The following is a 16,313-nucleotide window of genomic DNA, read 5'->3' on the forward strand; positions in this document are numbered from 1 at the left end:
AGAGATTCGCAATGGCTCAGCAGGGCAGTGGTTATCAGGCTCGCTATAAACGCATTCTACTCAAGCTTAGCGGCGAGGCCCTGATGGGCTCGGAAGAGTTCGGGATCGACCCGAAGGTTCTCGATCGCATGGCGCTGGAAGTGGGCCAGCTGGTCGGCATCGGTGTTCAGGTCGGTCTGGTTATCGGCGGTGGCAACCTGTTCCGTGGCGAAGCCCTGAGCAAGGCTGGCATGGACCGCGTAACCGGCGACCACATGGGCATGCTGGCCACTGTGATGAACGCCCTGGCCATGCGCGACGCGCTTGAACGTGCCAATATCTCGGCCATCGTCATGTCGGCCATTTCCATGGTTGGCGTAACCGATCACTATGATCGCCGCAAAGCCATGCGTCACTTGAACTCCAAGGACGTGGTGATTTTCGCTGCCGGTACCGGTAACCCGTTCTTCACGACGGATTCGGCTGCTTGCCTGCGTGCAATCGAAATCGACGCCGATGTCGTGCTCAAGGCGACCAAGGTTGATGGTGTGTACACCGCAGATCCATTCAAAGACCCGCATGCCGAGAAGTTCGATCATCTGACCTACGATGAAGTGCTGGATCGCAAGCTGGGTGTAATGGACCTGACGGCGATTTGCCTGTGCCGCGACCACAAGATGCCGCTGCGCGTATTTAACATGAACAAGCCCGGCGCCCTGCTGAACATCGTGCACGGCGGCGCTGAAGGAACTCTGATCGAGGAAGGCCAACAATGATCAACGAAATCAAGAAAGACGCTAAAGAGCGCATGCAGAAGTCCGTGGAATCGCTGGCGCACAACTTCGGCCGCATTCGTACCGGTCAGGCGCACCCGAGCATCCTGGAAGGCGTGATGGTGCCGTACTACGGTGCCGACACCCCGATCAAGCAGGTTGCCAACATCACCGTTAAGGACGCCCGTACCCTGCAAGTCGTCGCCTTCGAGCGCAACATGCTCGGTGCAGTCGACAAGGCCATCGGCAGCGCCGGCCTGAACCTGAACCCGACCAACCTCGGTGAGCTGCTGTTGATCAGCATGCCGGCCCTGACCGAAGAAACCCGTCGCGGCTTCACCAAGCAGGCCCGCGATGTTGCCGAAGACGCCCGTGTGGCCGTGCGCAACATTCGTCGTGATGCCAACAGCTCGCTGAAGGATCTGGTCAAGGAAAAGGAAATCAGCGAAGACGAAGAGCGTCGCGCCACTGGCGAGATCGACGATCTGACCAAGAAATTCGTGGCTGAAATCGACGCGAAGCTGGCAGAGAAAGAAAAAGACCTGATGGCCGTATAAGAGTCGCGTTTTCATGGAAAAGAACAAGTTGGCTGCACCCTCTGCGGTGCCGCGCCATGTCGCGATTATCATGGATGGTAACAATCGCTGGGCCAAAAAACGCTTTATGCCGGGTGTCGCCGGGCATAAGGCGGGAGTGGACGCGGTTCGCGCGGTGATTGAGGTGTGCGCCGAGGCAAAGGTCGAGGTGCTGACGCTGTTCGCCTTTTCCAGTGAAAACTGGCAACGCCCGGTCGATGAAGTCAGCGCCTTGATGGACCTGTTCTTCAAGGCGCTGCGTCGTGAGGCCAAGCGCCTCAACGACAACAACATCAGTTTGCGCATCATCGGCGATCGCTCGCGTTTTCATCCAGAGCTTCAGGCGGCGATGCGTGAAGCCGAGGCGATGACCGTGGGTGCCAATCGCTTTATCCTGCAAATCGCTGCCAACTACGGCGGTCAATGGGATATCGCGCAAGCGGCGCAACGTCTGGCGCGCGAGGTTCAGGCCGGGCATCTGCGTCCGGAAGACATCACGCCTGATTTGCTGCAGACCTGCCTGGCTACGGGCGATCTGCCGTTGCCTGATCTGTGCATTCGCACCGGTGGTGAACACCGCATCAGCAACTTCCTGCTCTGGCAGCTCGCTTATGCCGAGCTGTACTTCTCCGACCTGTTCTGGCCGGACTTCAAACACGATGCCATGCGCAAAGCGCTGGCCGATTTCGCTTCCCGCCAGCGCCGTTTCGGTAAAACGAGCGAGCAGGTCGAGGCTGGAGCCCGGGTTTAATGCTTAAACAACGAATCATCACTGCACTGATCCTGCTGCCGATCGCCTTGTGCGGGTTTTTCCTGCTCGAAGGGTCGGGTTTTGCCCTGTTCATCGGCCTGGTTGTCACCTTGGGTGCCTGGGAGTGGGCGCGCCTGGCAGGTTTCACCGCACAGTCGATCCGGGTGGCCTTTGCCGCAATCGTTGCGTTGATGCTGTTCGTTATGTACATCGTGCCGGGGCTTGCGCCCTGGGTGCTCGGCGCTTCGGTGCTGTGGTGGGCTGTGGCGACGTACCTGGTGCTGACTTATCCACGTAGCGCTGAAATCTGGGCCAGCGCTGCCTGCAAGCTGGTCATCGGCCTGTTGATTCTGCTGCCTGCCTGGCAGGGCCTGATTCAGATCAAGCAGGAGCCTTTGGGCAACTGGTTGATCATGGCGGTGATGGTGCTGGTCTGGGGTGCCGATATTGGCGCGTACTTTTCTGGCAAAGCCTTTGGCAAGCGCAAGCTGGCACCTCAAGTCAGTCCCGGCAAGAGCTGGGAGGGCGTGTATGGCGGGTTGTTGCTGAGCCTGGTGATCACTGCGATCGTCGGCATTTCCCGTGGCTGGGGTTTTACCCAGATTCTCATGGCGTTGATCGGCGCCGCGTTGATCGTGTTTATCTCGGTGGTCGGTGACCTGACCGAAAGCATGTTCAAGCGCCAGTCCGGGATCAAGGACAGCAGCAACCTGCTGCCGGGACACGGCGGCGTGCTTGATCGGATCGACAGCCTGACCGCGGCGATTCCGGTGTTTGCCGTATTGCTATGGATGGCTGCTCCATGAGCCGTCCGCAACAGATTACCGTCCTCGGGGCGACCGGTTCGATCGGTCTGAGCACCCTCGACGTCATCGCGCGTCACCCTGAGCGTTACCAAGTGTTTGCCCTCAGTGGCTACAGCCGCTTGGCTGAGCTGCTTGCACTCTGCGTTCGTCATTCCCCGCAGTTTGTCGTGGTACCCGAAGTCGAGCCTGCTCGCCGTTTGCAGGATGATCTGCGTGCAGCCGGTCTTTCGACGCGGGTGCTGGTGGGCGAGGAGGGCCTGTGCCGGATTGCCTCCGATCCTGCGGTCGATGCAGTGATGGCGGCGATCGTCGGTGCGGCAGGGCTGCGTCCGACGCTGGCGGCAGTCGAGGCCGGCAAGAAAATCCTCCTGGCCAACAAGGAAGCGCTGGTGATGTCCGGCGCCCTGTTCATGCAGGCGGTGCGCAAGAGCGGCTCGGTATTGCTGCCGATCGACAGTGAACACAACGCGATTTTCCAGTGCATGCCCGGCAATTTTGCCCAGGGCCTTGAGGCGGTCGGTGTTCGGCGGATTTTGCTGACGGCTTCCGGCGGTCCGTTCCGACAGACGCCGATGGCGGAACTGGCGCATGTTTCCCCCGCGCAAGCCTGCGCTCATCCCAACTGGTCCATGGGTCGCAAGATCTCCGTGGATTCGGCCAGCATGATGAACAAAGGGCTCGAGTTGATCGAAGCCTGTTGGTTGTTCGATGCCAGGCCATCGCAGGTTGAGGTGGTGATTCACCCACAAAGCGTGATTCACTCCTTGGTCGATTACGTAGACGGGTCCGTTCTGGCCCAGTTGGGCAATCCGGATATGCGCACGCCCATCGCCAATGCGCTCGCTTGGCCGGAGCGAATCGACTCCGGCGTGGCGCCTCTGGATCTGTTTGCGGTGGCGCGTCTGGACTTTGAAGCGCCGGATGAAGACCGCTTCCCTTGCCTGCGCTTGGCGCGGCAAGCTGCGGAAGCTGGAAACAGTGCGCCGGCCATGCTCAATGCAGCGAACGAAGTAGCGGTAGCGGCATTTCTCGACGAGCGGGTTCGATACCCGGAAATCGCGAGTATCATCGAGGAAGTATTGAATCTTGAGCCTGTGGTGCCGGTCGATGATCTCGACGCGGTATTCACGGCAGACGCGAAAGCGCGATTGCTCGCCGAACAATGGCTGAGTCGCCACGGGCGATAAATGCTGTCGAAACACAGGCCTTTGTGACGACAGATAGGAATGCGGAGAAAGTAGATGAGCGCGCTCTATATGATTGTCGGCACCCTGGTCGCTTTGGGTGTGCTGGTTACCTTCCACGAGTTCGGCCACTTTTGGGTCGCGCGTCGCTGTGGGGTCAAGGTGCTGCGCTTCTCCGTGGGCTTCGGCATGCCGTTGTTGCGCTGGCACGACAAGCAGGGCACTGAATTCGTGGTGGCCGCCATCCCGCTGGGTGGCTACGTGAGGATGCTCGACGAGCGCGAAGGCGAAGTACCGCTCGATCAGCTCGATCAATCCTTCAATCGTAAATCGGTGCGTCAGCGCATTGCGATTGTGGCCGCGGGTCCGATTGCCAACTTTTTACTGGCCCTGGTGTTTTTCTGGGTGCTGGCGATGCTCGGCAGCGAGCAGGTGCGTCCGGTGATCGGCGCGGTCGAGTCCGGCAGTATCGCGGAGAAGGCCGGTCTGAGCCCGGGGCAGGAAATCGTCGCCATCGACGGCGAAGTCACTACCGGCTGGGCTGCCGTGAATTTGCAGCTGGTCCGTCGCCTGGGTGAAAGTGGTTCACTGAAAGTCATGGTGCGCGATCAGGGTTCGACGGTCGATACCCCTCGTGAGCTGGCGCTGGATAAATGGCTCAAGGGTGCAGACGAACCTGATCCGATTCGTTCGCTGGGTATCCGCCCGTGGCGTCCCGCATTGCCGCCGGTGTTGGCAGAACTCGATCCAAAGGGCCCGGCACAGGCTGCCGGGTTGAAGACTGGCGACCGTCTGCTGGCGCTGGATGGTCGCGCGCTGGATGATTGGCAGCAGGTCGTCGACACCGTTCGTATGCACCCTGATACCAAAATTCTGCTGCGGGTCGAGCGCGACGGTGCTCAAATCGACGTCCCTGTGACCCTGGCGTCCCGTGGTGAAAGCAAGGCGCCGAGTGGATATCTGGGGGCCGGCGTGAGGGCTGTCGACTGGCCGCCGGAAATGATCCGCGAAGTCAGTTACGGGCCGTTGGCGGCGATTGGCGAAGGCGCTCGACGCACCTGGACCATGAGCGTGCTGACCCTCGATTCGCTGAAGAAAATGTTGTTCGGTGAGCTCTCGGTAAAAAACTTGAGTGGACCGATAACCATTGCTAAAGTGGCGGGCGCTTCGGCCCAGTCGGGTGTTGCTGATTTCCTGAATTTCCTTGCTTATCTGAGTATTAGCCTGGGGGTTCTGAATTTGTTGCCCATTCCTGTGCTGGATGGGGGACACTTGTTGTTTTATCTGATCGAGTGGGCGCGTGGTCGTCCCTTGTCGGATCGGGTGCAAAGTTGGGGGATACAGATCGGTATCAGTTTGGTGGTCGGGGTGATGTTGCTTGCTCTGGTCAATGATCTGGGTCGACTGTAACGCTTCGTTGAATTGCGAATCTGCCGCATTTTGCGGCAGTTTGTTTATTGCCAGTTGGAATAAGAAAGGACTTCATGAAACGTCTGCTGCTAACTGCGGTTCTCACCGTATTGATGATCGCCGAAGTTCACGCCGAGTCCTTCACTATCTCTGATATTCGCGTCAATGGCCTCCAGCGGGTCTCCGCGGGTAGTGTCTTTGGTGCTTTGCCGTTGAACGTCGGTGAACAGGCGGATGATCGGCGCCTGGTGGAGTCCACTCGTGCGTTGTTCAAAACCGGTTTCTTTCAAGATATCCAACTGGGCCGCGATGGCAACGTCCTGGTCATCACGGTAGTCGAGCGCCCGTCGGTCGCGAGTATCGAGATCGAAGGCAACAAGGCGATCTCTACTGAAGACCTGATGAAAGGCCTCAAGCAGTCCGGTCTGGCCGAAGGCGAAATCTTCCAGCGCGCAACGCTGGAAGGTGTGCGTAACGAGTTGCAACGCCAGTACGTTGCCCAGGGTCGTTACTCGGCCACCGTTGACACCGAGGTCATTCCGCAGCCGCGCAACCGCGTGGGCCTGAAGGTCAACATCAACGAAGGCACGGTCGCGGCCATCCAGCACATCAACGTGGTGGGCAACACCGTATTCCCTGATGAAGACCTGATCGACCTGTTCGAACTCAAGACCACCAACTGGTTGTCGTTCTTCAAGAACGACGACAAGTATGCCCGCGAAAAACTGTCCGGTGACCTGGAGCGTCTGCGTTCCTACTACCTGGACCGTGGCTATATCAACATGGATATCGCTTCGACCCAGGTGTCCATCACTCCGGACAAGAAGCACGTCTACATCACTGTCAACGTCAACGAAGGCGAGAAGTACACCGTTCGTGACGTCAAGCTCAGCGGTGACCTGAAAGTCCCTGAAGACCAGGTCAAGTCGCTGTTGCTGGTGCAGAAAGGCCAAGTGTTCTCGCGCAAGCTGATGACCACTACTTCCGAGCTGATCACCCGTCGTCTGGGTAACGAGGGTTACACCTTCGCCAACGTCAACGGCGTGCCTCAGCCGCACGACGAAGATCACACCGTAGACATCCTGTTCGCCGTCGATCCAGGCAAGCGTGCCTACGTGAACCGTATCAACTTCCGTGGCAACACCAAGTCGGAAGACGAAGTATTGCGTCGTGAAATGCGTCAGATGGAAGGTGGCTGGGCTTCGACCTACCTGATCGACCAGTCCAAGACCCGTCTGGAACGCCTGGGCTTCTTCAAGGAAGTCAACGTTGAAACGCCGGCCGTACCGGGCGTCGACGACCAGGTTGACGTGAACTACAGCGTGGAAGAGCAGGCTTCCGGTTCGATTACCGCCAGCGTCGGTTTCGCCCAGAGTGCCGGTCTGATCCTCGGTGGTTCGATCACCCAGAACAACTTCCTCGGTACCGGTAACAAGGTCAGCATCGGCCTGACTCGCAGCCAGTACCAGAGCCGCTACAACTTCGGTTACGTAGACCCCTACTGGACGGCTGATGGCGTGAGCCTGGGTTACAACGCGTTCTATCGCACCACTGACTACAAAGACCTCGACGTCGACGTAGCCAGCTATGCGGTGGACAGCCTGGGTGCGGGCGTCAGCGTCGGCTACCCGATCAGCGAGACTTCGCGCCTGACCTTCGGTTTGACTGCGCAACAGGACAAGATCAAGACCGGCGTTTACACCGTCGACGAAATCTTCGACTTCGTTAACAAGGAAGGCGACCAGTACCTCAACTTCAAGGCTTCGGCCGGCTGGTCCGAGTCGACCCTGAACAAGGGCGTACTGGCAACCCGTGGCCACTCGCAAAGCCTGGTGCTGGAAACCACGACGCCTGGCAGTGACCTGTCGTTCTTCAAGCTCGACTACCGTGGCCAGTTGTTCCAGCCGCTGAGCGAGAACTACACCATGCGCCTGCATACCGAACTCGGTTATGGCGATGGTTATGGTTCGACCGATGGCTTGCCTTTCTATGAAAACTACTATGCTGGTGGTTTCAACTCGGTTCGTGGCTTCAAGGACAGCACCCTGGGTCCTCGCAGTACGCCGAGTCGTGGTCAGGCGATCACGGGTAACGCCGGTACACAATTTGACCCGGACCAGGATCCGCTGCCGTTCGGTGGTAACGTCCTGATCCAGGGTGGTGTCGAGGTTCTGTTCCCGCTGCCGTTCGTTAAAGATCAGCGCTCCCTGCGTACCTCGGTATTCTGGGATGTGGGTAACGTGTTCGATTCCAAGTGCAAAGACATCACCAACGCCGATGGCTCGAAGTCCAACACGCAGTGCAACGACATCAGCCTGAGCAACATGGCCAGCTCTGTCGGTGTAGGCGTGACCTGGGTTACCGCGTTGGGTCCTTTGAGTTTTGCGCTGGCCATGCCAGTCAAGAAACCGGACGAAGCTGAAACTCAAGTGTTCCAATTTTCCCTCGGCCAGACGTTCTAAGCGTCTGACCCAAGATAACGACAATGGATTTTGTAGGAGTGCATCGTGCGTAAGTTGACTCAATTGGTTCTCCTGGCTTCCGTACTGGTAGCAGGCCCGGCGTTTGCCGACATGAAGATCGCGGTTCTGAACTATCAGATGGCGTTGCTGGAGTCTGATGCAGCCAAGAAATACGCTGTAGATGCCGAGAAGAAGTTCGGTCCGCAACTGACCAAGCTGAAAACCCTCGAAAGCAGCGCAAAGGGCATTCAGGATCGTCTGATGGCTGGCGGCGACAAGATGCAACAGGGCGAGCGTGAGCGTCTCGAACTGGAATTCAAGCAAAAGGCCCGTGACTTCCAGTTCCAGTCCAAGGAGCTGAACGAAGCCAAAGCCGTTGCCGACCGTGAAATGCTGAAGCAGCTGAAGCCGAAACTGGACAGCGCTGTGGAAGAAGTCATCAAGAAAGGTGCTTTTGACCTGGTCTTCGAGCGTGGTGCAGTGATTGACGTCAAGCCTCAGTACGACATCACGCGCCAGGTTATCGAGCGCATGAATCAGCTGAAGTAATCCATGACAGTGACCATTAAGCTCGGCCAGTTGGCCGAGTTCCTCGGCGCCACGCTACGTGGCGACCCCGAGAAAGACATTACTGGGCTAGCCACCTTGCAGGAGGCTGGCCCAGCTCAGTTGAGCTTTCTGGCAAACCCCCAATACCGTAAATACCTGGCGAGCAGTCAGGCCGCAGCCTTGTTGCTGAAGCCTGCCGATGCCGAAGGATTTGCCGGGGATGCGCTGCTGGTGCCTGATCCGTACGCGGCCTATGCGCGGGTGTCCCACCTGTTCGATCCCAAGCCCGTGGCGGTTGCCGGTATTCATCCAACGGCGGTGATTGCGGCGGATGCGTTTGTCGATCCAGCAGCCAATGTCGGTGCCTTTGCAGTGATCGAAAGTGGCGCGCACATCGCTGCTGGCACCACCGTGGGCGCGCACTGCTTCATCGGCGCGCGCAGTGTGATCGGCGAAGGTGGCTGGCTCGCACCTCGGGTTACGCTGTACCACGATGTGCGCATCGGCAAGCGGGTAGTGATCCAGTCCGGTGCCGTGCTCGGGGGTGAAGGCTTCGGTTTTGCCAACGTGAAAGGCACCTGGCAGAAAATTGCCCAGGTCGGCGGTGTGTTGATCGGCGACGATGTGGAGATTGGCGTGAACACCGCCGTTGACCGCGGCGCGTTGGCCGATACCATCCTTGGCAACGGCGTGAAGCTGGATAACCAGATTCAGATCGCGCACAACGTCCAGGTCGGTGATCACACCGCCATGGCCGCGTGCGTGGGTATCTCCGGCAGCACCAAGATCGGCAAGCATTGCATGCTCGCCGGTGGTGTCGGCCTGGTGGGGCATATCGAAGTTTGCGATAACGTTTTCATCACCGGCATGACCATGGTGACCCACTCGATTACCGAGCCGGGTGCCTATTCGTCCGGTACGGCAATGCAGCCGGCAGCCGAGTGGCGCAAAAGCGCGGCCCGCCTTCGTCAGCTCGATGACATCGCGCGACGTCTGCGCCAACTGGAAAAGCAGGTTGGGGAAGTGACCCCTGACGGTAATGCTTCATCAGATGGCTGATACCATTTCCATATCAAGTGTGCACAGCCGCTAGCGTGCTTCCTTGATTTGCTAGCGGAGTGCGCGTCCGTCGCGCGCTCCCAATCTTTACATAGGCTTCCCCCCGAAATGATGGACATCAACGAGATTCGCGAATACCTGCCTCACCGTTACCCGTTCCTGCTGGTGGACCGGGTAGTGGAGCTGGATGTTGAAGGCAAGCGCATTCGCGCCTACAAGAATGTCAGCATCAACGAGCCGTTCTTCAATGGTCACTTTCCTGCGCATCCAATCATGCCGGGCGTACTGATCATCGAAGCCATGGCTCAGGCTGCCGGGATCCTTGGTTTCAAAATGCTCGACGTGAAGCCTGCCGATGGCACGCTTTACTACTTCGTCGGTTCCGACAAGCTGCGCTTCCGCCAGCCGGTATTGCCGGGCGACCAACTGATCCTTGAAGCCAAGTTCATCAGCTGCAAGCGCCAGATCTGGAAGTTCGAATGCCAGGCGTCGGTCGATGGCAAGCCTGTCTGCTCGGCTGAAATCATCTGCGCGGAACGCAAGCTATGAGTTTGATTGACCCTCGTGCAATCATCGATCCGACAGCTGTACTGGCTGACGGTGTCGAGGTCGGCCCGTGGTCGATCATCGGCGCAGGTGTGGAAATCGGCGAGGGAACAGTCATCGGGCCGCACGTTGTCCTCAAAGGCCCGACCCGCATCGGCAAGCACAATCGCATCTACCAGTTTTCTTCGGTAGGTGAAGACACACCTGACTTGAAGTACAAAGGCGAGGAGACCCGCCTGGTGATTGGTGATCACAACGTCATCCGTGAGGGCGTGACCATTCACCGTGGCACCGTTCAGGATCGTTCCGAAACGACCCTGGGTGATCACAACCTGATCATGGCCTATGCCCACATCGGTCACGACAGTGTCATCGGCAATCACTGCATCCTGGTGAACAACACCGCATTGGCCGGTCACGTTCATGTTGAAGACTGGGCGATCCTGTCGGGCTTCACTCTGGTTCACCAGTACTGCCACATCGGTGCCCACAGCTTTTCCGGCATGGGCACGGCTATCGGCAAGGATGTTCCGGCCTACGTCACGGTGTTCGGTAACCCGGCGGAAGCGCGCAGCATGAACTTCGAAGGCATGCGCCGTCGTGGTTTCAGCGAGGATGCCATCCACGCACTGCGTCGTGCCTACAAGGTGGTTTACCGCCAGGGTCTGACCGTGGAGCAGGCACTGGCCGAATTGGCCGAGCCCTCGGCGCAGTTCCCGGAAGTTGCGGTGTTCCGTGATTCCATCCAGTCCTCGACTCGCGGCATCACCCGCTAATCATGGCCAATCTGCGTATTGCGCTGGTAGCGGGTGAGGCTTCCGGTGACATTCTGGGTGCCGGTTTGATGCGCGCACTCAAGGCTCGTCACCCTGCGGTCGAGTTCATCGGTGTCGGCGGTCCGCTGATGCAGGCTGAAGGCCTGACGTCATACTTTCCCATGGAGCGCCTGTCGGTCATGGGTCTGGTGGAAGTGCTGGGTCGCTTGCGTGAACTGCTGGCTCGGCGCAAGAAACTGGTCGCCGACCTGATTGCCGCGAAACCCGATGTGTTCATCGGCATCGATGCCCCGGACTTCAACCTCAATATCGAACTCAAGCTGCGTCAGGCCGGGATCAAGACCGTGCACTACGTCAGCCCGTCGGTCTGGGCGTGGCGGCAGAAGCGGGTGCTGAAGATTCGCGAAGGTTGCGACCTGATGCTGACGCTGCTTCCTTTCGAAGCGAAGTTCTACGAAGAAAAGGGCGTGCCGGTGCGCTTTGTCGGTCATACCCTGGCCGATACCATTCCGCTGGAAGCCGATCGATCTGCCGCGCGCGCTGAGCTGGGCTTGCCGGACGGGCCGCTGGTCGCATTGATGCCTGGCAGTCGCGGCGGTGAAGTCAGTCGCCTGGGCGGGCTGTTTCTTGATACCGCCCAGCGTCTGCGGGCGATGCGCCCTGGCATTCGATTCGTCATACCTTGCGCTAATCCCGAGCGTCGAGCCCAGCTGGAACAATTGCTGGCAGGGCGCGATCTGCCGGTGACCTTGCTCGATGGCAAATCGCACCTGGCGCTGGCCGCCTGCGATGCGGTGTTGATCGCCTCAGGCACGGCAACCCTTGAGGCCCTGCTATACAAGCGGCCGATGGTGGTCGCCTATCGTCTTGCGCCGCTGACGTTCTGGATTCTCAAACGCATGGTGAAGAGTCCTTACGTATCCTTGCCGAACCTGCTGGCTCAACGATTGCTGGTGCCAGAACTGTTGCAGGACGACGCGACGGTTGAGGCGCTGGCACAAACCTTGTCGCCATTGATCGAAGGTGGCGAAGAACAGACCCGCGGCTTCGACGAAATCCACCGTACCTTGCGTCGGGATGCCTCCAATCAGGCGGCTGACGCGGTACTGAACCTGATCGGCCAAGCACAATGAGCAAAAAAGCAAACCCGCAGCTGGGCCTGGATTTTACCTTGGTCGCTGAAGTAGAAGAGCTGGTTGCCGGTGTCGATGAAGTAGGGCGTGGCCCACTCTGCGGCGCGGTGGTGACTGCTGCCGTGATCCTCGATCCGAACCGCCCGATCCTGGGTCTCAACGATTCGAAGAAACTCACGGAAGCACGTCGTGAAAAGCTCTACGACGAGATCTGCGAAAAGGCCTTGAGCTGGTGCATCGCCCGTGCAGAAGTCGAAGAAATCGACGAACTGAACATTCTCCACGCGACCATGCTGGCCATGCAGCGTGCCGTGGCCGGGCTGCATGTCCAGCCGAAGCTGGCGATGATCGACGGCAATCGCTGCCCGAAACTGCCGATGCGTTCCGAGGCGGTGGTCAAGGGCGATAGCAAAGTGCCGGCGATTGCGGCAGCCTCGATCCTGGCCAAAGTCAGCCGGGATCGTGAAATGTCTGCTTTCGAATTGATTTACCCGGGCTACGGCATCGGTGGCCACAAAGGCTACCCGACTCCCGTTCATCTGGAAGCGCTCGCCCGTCTGGGGCCGACACCGATTCACCGACGCTCGTTTGCTCCGGTACGCCTGGCTTACGAGGCGCGGGAAAGTCTTATCGAGAGTTAGTCGCAAGGCTGATTTTTTCTGCCAAGGCCCGGTACAATCCGGGCCTTGTTGTTTTCGAGCTCACAGGATCACTATGCCGGCTTCATTCGTTCACCTACGCCTGCACACTGAATATTCCCTGGTCGACGGTCTGGTGCGGATCAAGCCGCTGGTCAAGACCCTGGTCGGCATGAACATGCCCGCCGTCGCGGTCACTGATCAGAACAACATGTGTTCCCTGGTCAAGTTCTATAAAAACGCCATGGGTGCCGGGATCAAGCCGATCTGCGGCGCCGACCTGTGGCTGTCGAACAAGGATCCGGATAACCCGCTGAGCCGGATCAGCCTGCTGGTGATGAACGCCCAAGGCTATCGCAACCTTACCGAACTGATTTCCCGTGGTTTTATCGACGGTCAGCGCAACGGCTCGATCATTATCGAGCGCGAGTGGGTGGCCGAAGCCAACGAAGGCTTGATCATGCTGTCGGCGGCCAAAGAGGGCGAGATCGGCCAGGCCATGCTCAGTGGCAACCCGGCAGAGGCGGAGACCCTGGCCCGTGAGTGGATGGCGGTGTTTCCGGACCGTTTCTATCTGGAAATCCAGCGCACCAACCGCCCCAACGATGAAGAACAACTGCACGGCGCCGTGGCCCTGGCCGAGAAGCTCGGTGCGCCGCTGGTGGCGACCAACGATGTGCGCTTCATCAAGCAGGAAGACTTCGCTGCCCACGAAACCCGTGTTTGCATCGGTGAGGGCCGTGCCCTCGACGATCCGCGTCGTTCGAAAAACTACAGCGATCAGCAATACCTCAAAAGCGCCGAGGAAATGGCCGAGCTGTTCAGCGACATTCCCGAAGCGCTGGAAAACACCGTCGAGATTGCCAAGCGCTGCAACATCGAAGTAAAGCTGGGCACGCACTTCCTGCCCAACTTCCCGATCCCCGATGGCATGACCATCGACGAGTACTTCCGCAAGGTGTCCTTCGACGGTCTGGAGGAACGCCTGGCGGTCCTGTTGCCCAGGGACACCACCGAAGACTACGAGGCCAAGCGCCAGGTCTACGTCGACCGGCTGAATTTCGAGCTGGATATCATCATCCAGATGGGCTTCCCCGGTTACTTCCTGATCGTGATGGATTTCATCCAGTGGGCCAAGAACAACGGCGTGCCCGTAGGTCCAGGCCGTGGGTCGGGTGCCGGCTCGCTGGTGGCCTACGTACAGAAGATCACCGACCTCGATCCGCTGGAATACGACCTGCTGTTCGAACGTTTTCTCAACCCGGAACGGGTCTCGATGCCCGACTTCGACGTCGACTTCTGCATGGATGGCCGCGACCGGGTCATCGATTATGTGGCCGAGAAGTACGGCCGCAACGCCGTAAGCCAGATCATCACCTTCGGTTCCATGGCTGCCAAGGCGGTGGTGCGCGACGTGGCGCGGGCGCAGGGCAAGTCGTTTGGCCTGGCGGACCGCCTGTCGAAGATGATTCCGTTCGAAGTCGGCATGACCCTGGAGAAGGCCTACGAGCAGGAAGAAATCCTCCGTGACTTCATCAAGGTCGATGAAGAAGCGGCGGAAATCTGGGAGATGGCGCGCAAGCTCGAGGGCGTGGTGCGTAACGTCGGCAAGCACGCCGGTGGTGTGGTCATCGCACCGACCAAGTTGACTGACTTCTCGCCGATCTATTGCGACGAGGCCGGTGATGGCCTGGTGACCCAGTTCGACAAAGACGACGTTGAGGCGGCCGGTCTGGTGAAGTTCGACTTCCTCGGCCTGCGGACCCTGACGATCATCGACTGGGCGCTGAAAACCATCAACCGCGACCGCGCCAAGGTCAACGAGCCGCCGCTGGATATCGCTTTTATCCCGCTGGACGACAAACCGACCTACACGCTGCTGCAAAAAGCCGAAACCACAGCGGTGTTCCAGCTCGAATCCCGCGGCATGAAGGAGCTGATCAAGAAGCTCAAGCCCGACTGCCTGGAAGACCTGATTGCACTGGTGGCACTGTTCCGTCCCGGCCCGCTGCAATCGGGCATGGTGGACGACTTCATCAACCGTAAGCACGGTCGCGCCGAATTGGCGTACCCGCATTCGGACTACCAGTACGAAGGCCTCAAGCCGGTACTGGCACCGACCTACGGCATCATCCTGTATCAGGAACAGGTGATGCAGATTGCCCAGGTCATGGCTGGTTACACCCTCGGCGGTGCGGACATGCTGCGTCGCGCCATGGGTAAGAAAAAGCCCGAAGAAATGGCCAAGCAGCGCGGCGGCTTCATTGAGGGCTGCGCCACCAACAACATCGACGCGGACCTTGCCGGTAACATTTTCGACCTGGTGGAGAAGTTCGCCGGTTACGGCTTCAACAAATCCCACTCCGCCGCCTACGGCCTGGTGTCGTACCAGACCGCATGGCTGAAGGCGCATTACCCGGCGCCGTTCATGGCCGCGGTACTGTCCGCGGATATGCACAACACCGACAAGGTCGTGACCTTGATCGAAGAAGTGCGGACCATGAAGCTGCGCCTCGACGCGCCGGACGTGAACGCTTCCGAGTTCAAGTTCACGGTGAATGACGAAGGCCGGATTATCTACGGGCTGGGCGCCATCAAGGGCGTGGGCGAAGCGCCGGTCGAGGCGATTACCGAAGCGCGTCTGGCCGGTCCGTTCAAGGATCTGTTCGATTTCTGCGCGCGGGTCGACCTCAAGCGCATCAACAAGCGCACCCTCGACGGTCTGATTCGCAGTGGTGCGCTGGATCGTCTTGGCCCGTACTTCCATGACGAGCAGAAAGCCTACCAGGCCAACATCGACCGCAATCGCGCGGTATTGCTGGCGGCCATGGAGGAGGCGATCAAGGCGGCCGAGCAAACTGCGCGCACTCAGGACAGTGGTCATGCTGATCTGTTTGGCGGGCTCTTCGTCGACGAGGACGCGGATGTCTACGCTAACCATCGCAAGGCCAAGGAACTGACCCTCAAGGAACGCCTGAAGGGCGAGAAAGACACCCTGGGCCTGTACCTGACCGGTCACCCGATTGACGAGTACGAAGGCGAAATTCGGCGTTTCGCCCGTCAGCGCATCATTGACCTGAAGCCTGCGCGCGACACCCAGACTGTTGCCGGTATGATCATCGCGCTGCGGGTGATGAAGAACAAAAAGGGCGACAAGATGGGCTTCATCACCCTGGATGACCGCTCCGGGCGGATCGAGGCGTCGCTGTTTTCCGAGGCATTCCATGCTGCGCAGTCGCTGTTGCAGACCGACGCGATGGTGGTGGTCGAAGGCGAGGTCAGTAATGACGACTTCTCCGGCGGCCTGAAACTGCGGGTCAAGCGCGTGATGAGCATGGAAGATGCGCGGACCAACCTGGCCGAAAGCCTGCGCCTGAAGCTGCACGCCAAGGATCTCAAGGGGGATCAGCTACGCTGGCTCGGTGAGCTGTTGAAGCGCCATCGCGGTGCGTGCCCGATCACCATGGACTACACAAGCCCTGACGCCAAGGCGTTGTTGCAGTTCGGCGAAGGCTGGCGAATCGATCCAGCGGATGCGTTGATTCAAGCCCTGCGTGACCAGTTCGGGCGAGACAACGTCTTCCTCCAATACCGTTAACGGTCAGGGTGCCATCACGCGCCCTGAGCTTGACCAGAATTTTTAATCTCGACCTCAACGCGCCTGTCCCTTAA

At 59.1% G+C, this 16,313-nt stretch carries 14 protein-coding genes; all 14 read left to right on the forward strand.

The genetic code is table 11. The features are described from left to right. Window positions 1–11 precede the first annotated feature (11 nt). The 14 genes from pyrH (at window position 12) to dnaE (ending at window position 16,239) form a co-directional block, all read left to right on the forward strand. Window positions 12–755, forward strand: a complete 744-nt coding sequence (gene pyrH, locus EIY72_RS25310; RefSeq protein ID WP_003222124.1) for a UMP kinase — start codon at window positions 12–14, stop codon at window positions 753–755. Continuing rightward, window positions 752–1,309 (forward strand): ribosome recycling factor, encoded by a 558-nt coding sequence (gene frr, locus EIY72_RS25315; protein ID WP_007940501.1) that lies wholly within the window; start codon window positions 752–754, stop codon window positions 1,307–1,309. Before pyrH ends, frr begins: the two co-directional genes overlap by 4 nt. A gap of 13 nt (window positions 1,310–1,322) precedes the next feature. Further along, window positions 1,323–2,078 (forward strand): polyprenyl diphosphate synthase, encoded by a 756-nt coding sequence (gene uppS / locus EIY72_RS25320; protein WP_093214881.1) that lies wholly within the window; start codon window positions 1,323–1,325, stop codon window positions 2,076–2,078. Beyond that, window positions 2,078–2,884 (forward strand): phosphatidate cytidylyltransferase, encoded by an 807-nt coding sequence (locus EIY72_RS25325; RefSeq protein ID WP_093214884.1) that lies wholly within the window; start codon window positions 2,078–2,080, stop codon window positions 2,882–2,884. The genes uppS and EIY72_RS25325 overlap by 1 nt, the downstream gene beginning before the upstream one ends. After that, complete coding sequence (gene ispC, locus EIY72_RS25330) at window positions 2,881–4,071, forward strand: 1-deoxy-D-xylulose-5-phosphate reductoisomerase (RefSeq protein ID WP_093214888.1); 1,191 nt, start codon at window positions 2,881–2,883, stop codon at window positions 4,069–4,071. The genes EIY72_RS25325 and ispC overlap by 4 nt, the downstream gene beginning before the upstream one ends. Before the next feature lie 54 nt (window positions 4,072–4,125). Then, a complete protein-coding gene (rseP, locus tag EIY72_RS25335) occupies window positions 4,126–5,478 on the forward strand; it encodes a sigma E protease regulator RseP (protein ID WP_093214894.1) in 1,353 nt (450 codons plus the stop codon). 74 nt (window positions 5,479–5,552) lie between these two features. Beyond that, a complete protein-coding gene (gene bamA, locus EIY72_RS25340) occupies window positions 5,553–7,940 on the forward strand; it encodes an outer membrane protein assembly factor BamA (RefSeq protein WP_093214898.1) in 2,388 nt (795 codons plus the stop codon). 45 nt (window positions 7,941–7,985) lie between these two features. Then, a complete protein-coding gene (locus tag EIY72_RS25345) occupies window positions 7,986–8,489 on the forward strand; it encodes an OmpH/Skp family outer membrane protein (protein WP_007990260.1) in 504 nt (167 codons plus the stop codon). 3 nt (window positions 8,490–8,492) lie between these two features. Next, a complete protein-coding gene (gene lpxD, locus EIY72_RS25350) occupies window positions 8,493–9,548 on the forward strand; it encodes a UDP-3-O-(3-hydroxymyristoyl)glucosamine N-acyltransferase (protein ID WP_093214901.1) in 1,056 nt (351 codons plus the stop codon). Window positions 9,549–9,656: 108 nt separating this feature from the next. Next, window positions 9,657–10,097: a 3-hydroxyacyl-ACP dehydratase FabZ gene (gene fabZ / locus EIY72_RS25355; RefSeq protein WP_007978374.1), complete on the forward strand. Its 441-nt coding sequence runs from the start codon at window positions 9,657–9,659 to the stop codon at window positions 10,095–10,097. Next, complete coding sequence (gene lpxA / locus EIY72_RS25360; RefSeq protein ID WP_093214909.1) at window positions 10,094–10,870, forward strand: acyl-ACP--UDP-N-acetylglucosamine O-acyltransferase; 777 nt, start codon at window positions 10,094–10,096, stop codon at window positions 10,868–10,870. The genes fabZ and lpxA overlap by 4 nt, the downstream gene beginning before the upstream one ends. 2 nt (window positions 10,871–10,872) lie before the next feature. Then, a complete protein-coding gene (gene lpxB, locus EIY72_RS25365) occupies window positions 10,873–12,003 on the forward strand; it encodes a lipid-A-disaccharide synthase (protein WP_093214912.1) in 1,131 nt (376 codons plus the stop codon). Then, window positions 12,000–12,644 carry a ribonuclease HII gene (gene rnhB / locus EIY72_RS25370; protein WP_093214915.1) on the forward strand — a complete coding sequence of 215 codons (645 nt, stop codon included), beginning with the start codon at window positions 12,000–12,002 and terminating at the stop codon, window positions 12,642–12,644. Before lpxB ends, rnhB begins: the two co-directional genes overlap by 4 nt. A gap of 73 nt (window positions 12,645–12,717) precedes the next feature. Next, window positions 12,718–16,239 carry a DNA polymerase III subunit alpha gene (dnaE, locus tag EIY72_RS25375; protein WP_093214918.1) on the forward strand — a complete coding sequence of 1,174 codons (3,522 nt, stop codon included), beginning with the start codon at window positions 12,718–12,720 and terminating at the stop codon, window positions 16,237–16,239. Window positions 16,240–16,313 lie beyond the last annotated feature (74 nt).

Source organism: Pseudomonas vancouverensis (assembly GCF_004348895.1).
Taxonomy (GTDB): domain Bacteria; phylum Pseudomonadota; class Gammaproteobacteria; order Pseudomonadales; family Pseudomonadaceae; genus Aquipseudomonas; species Aquipseudomonas vancouverensis.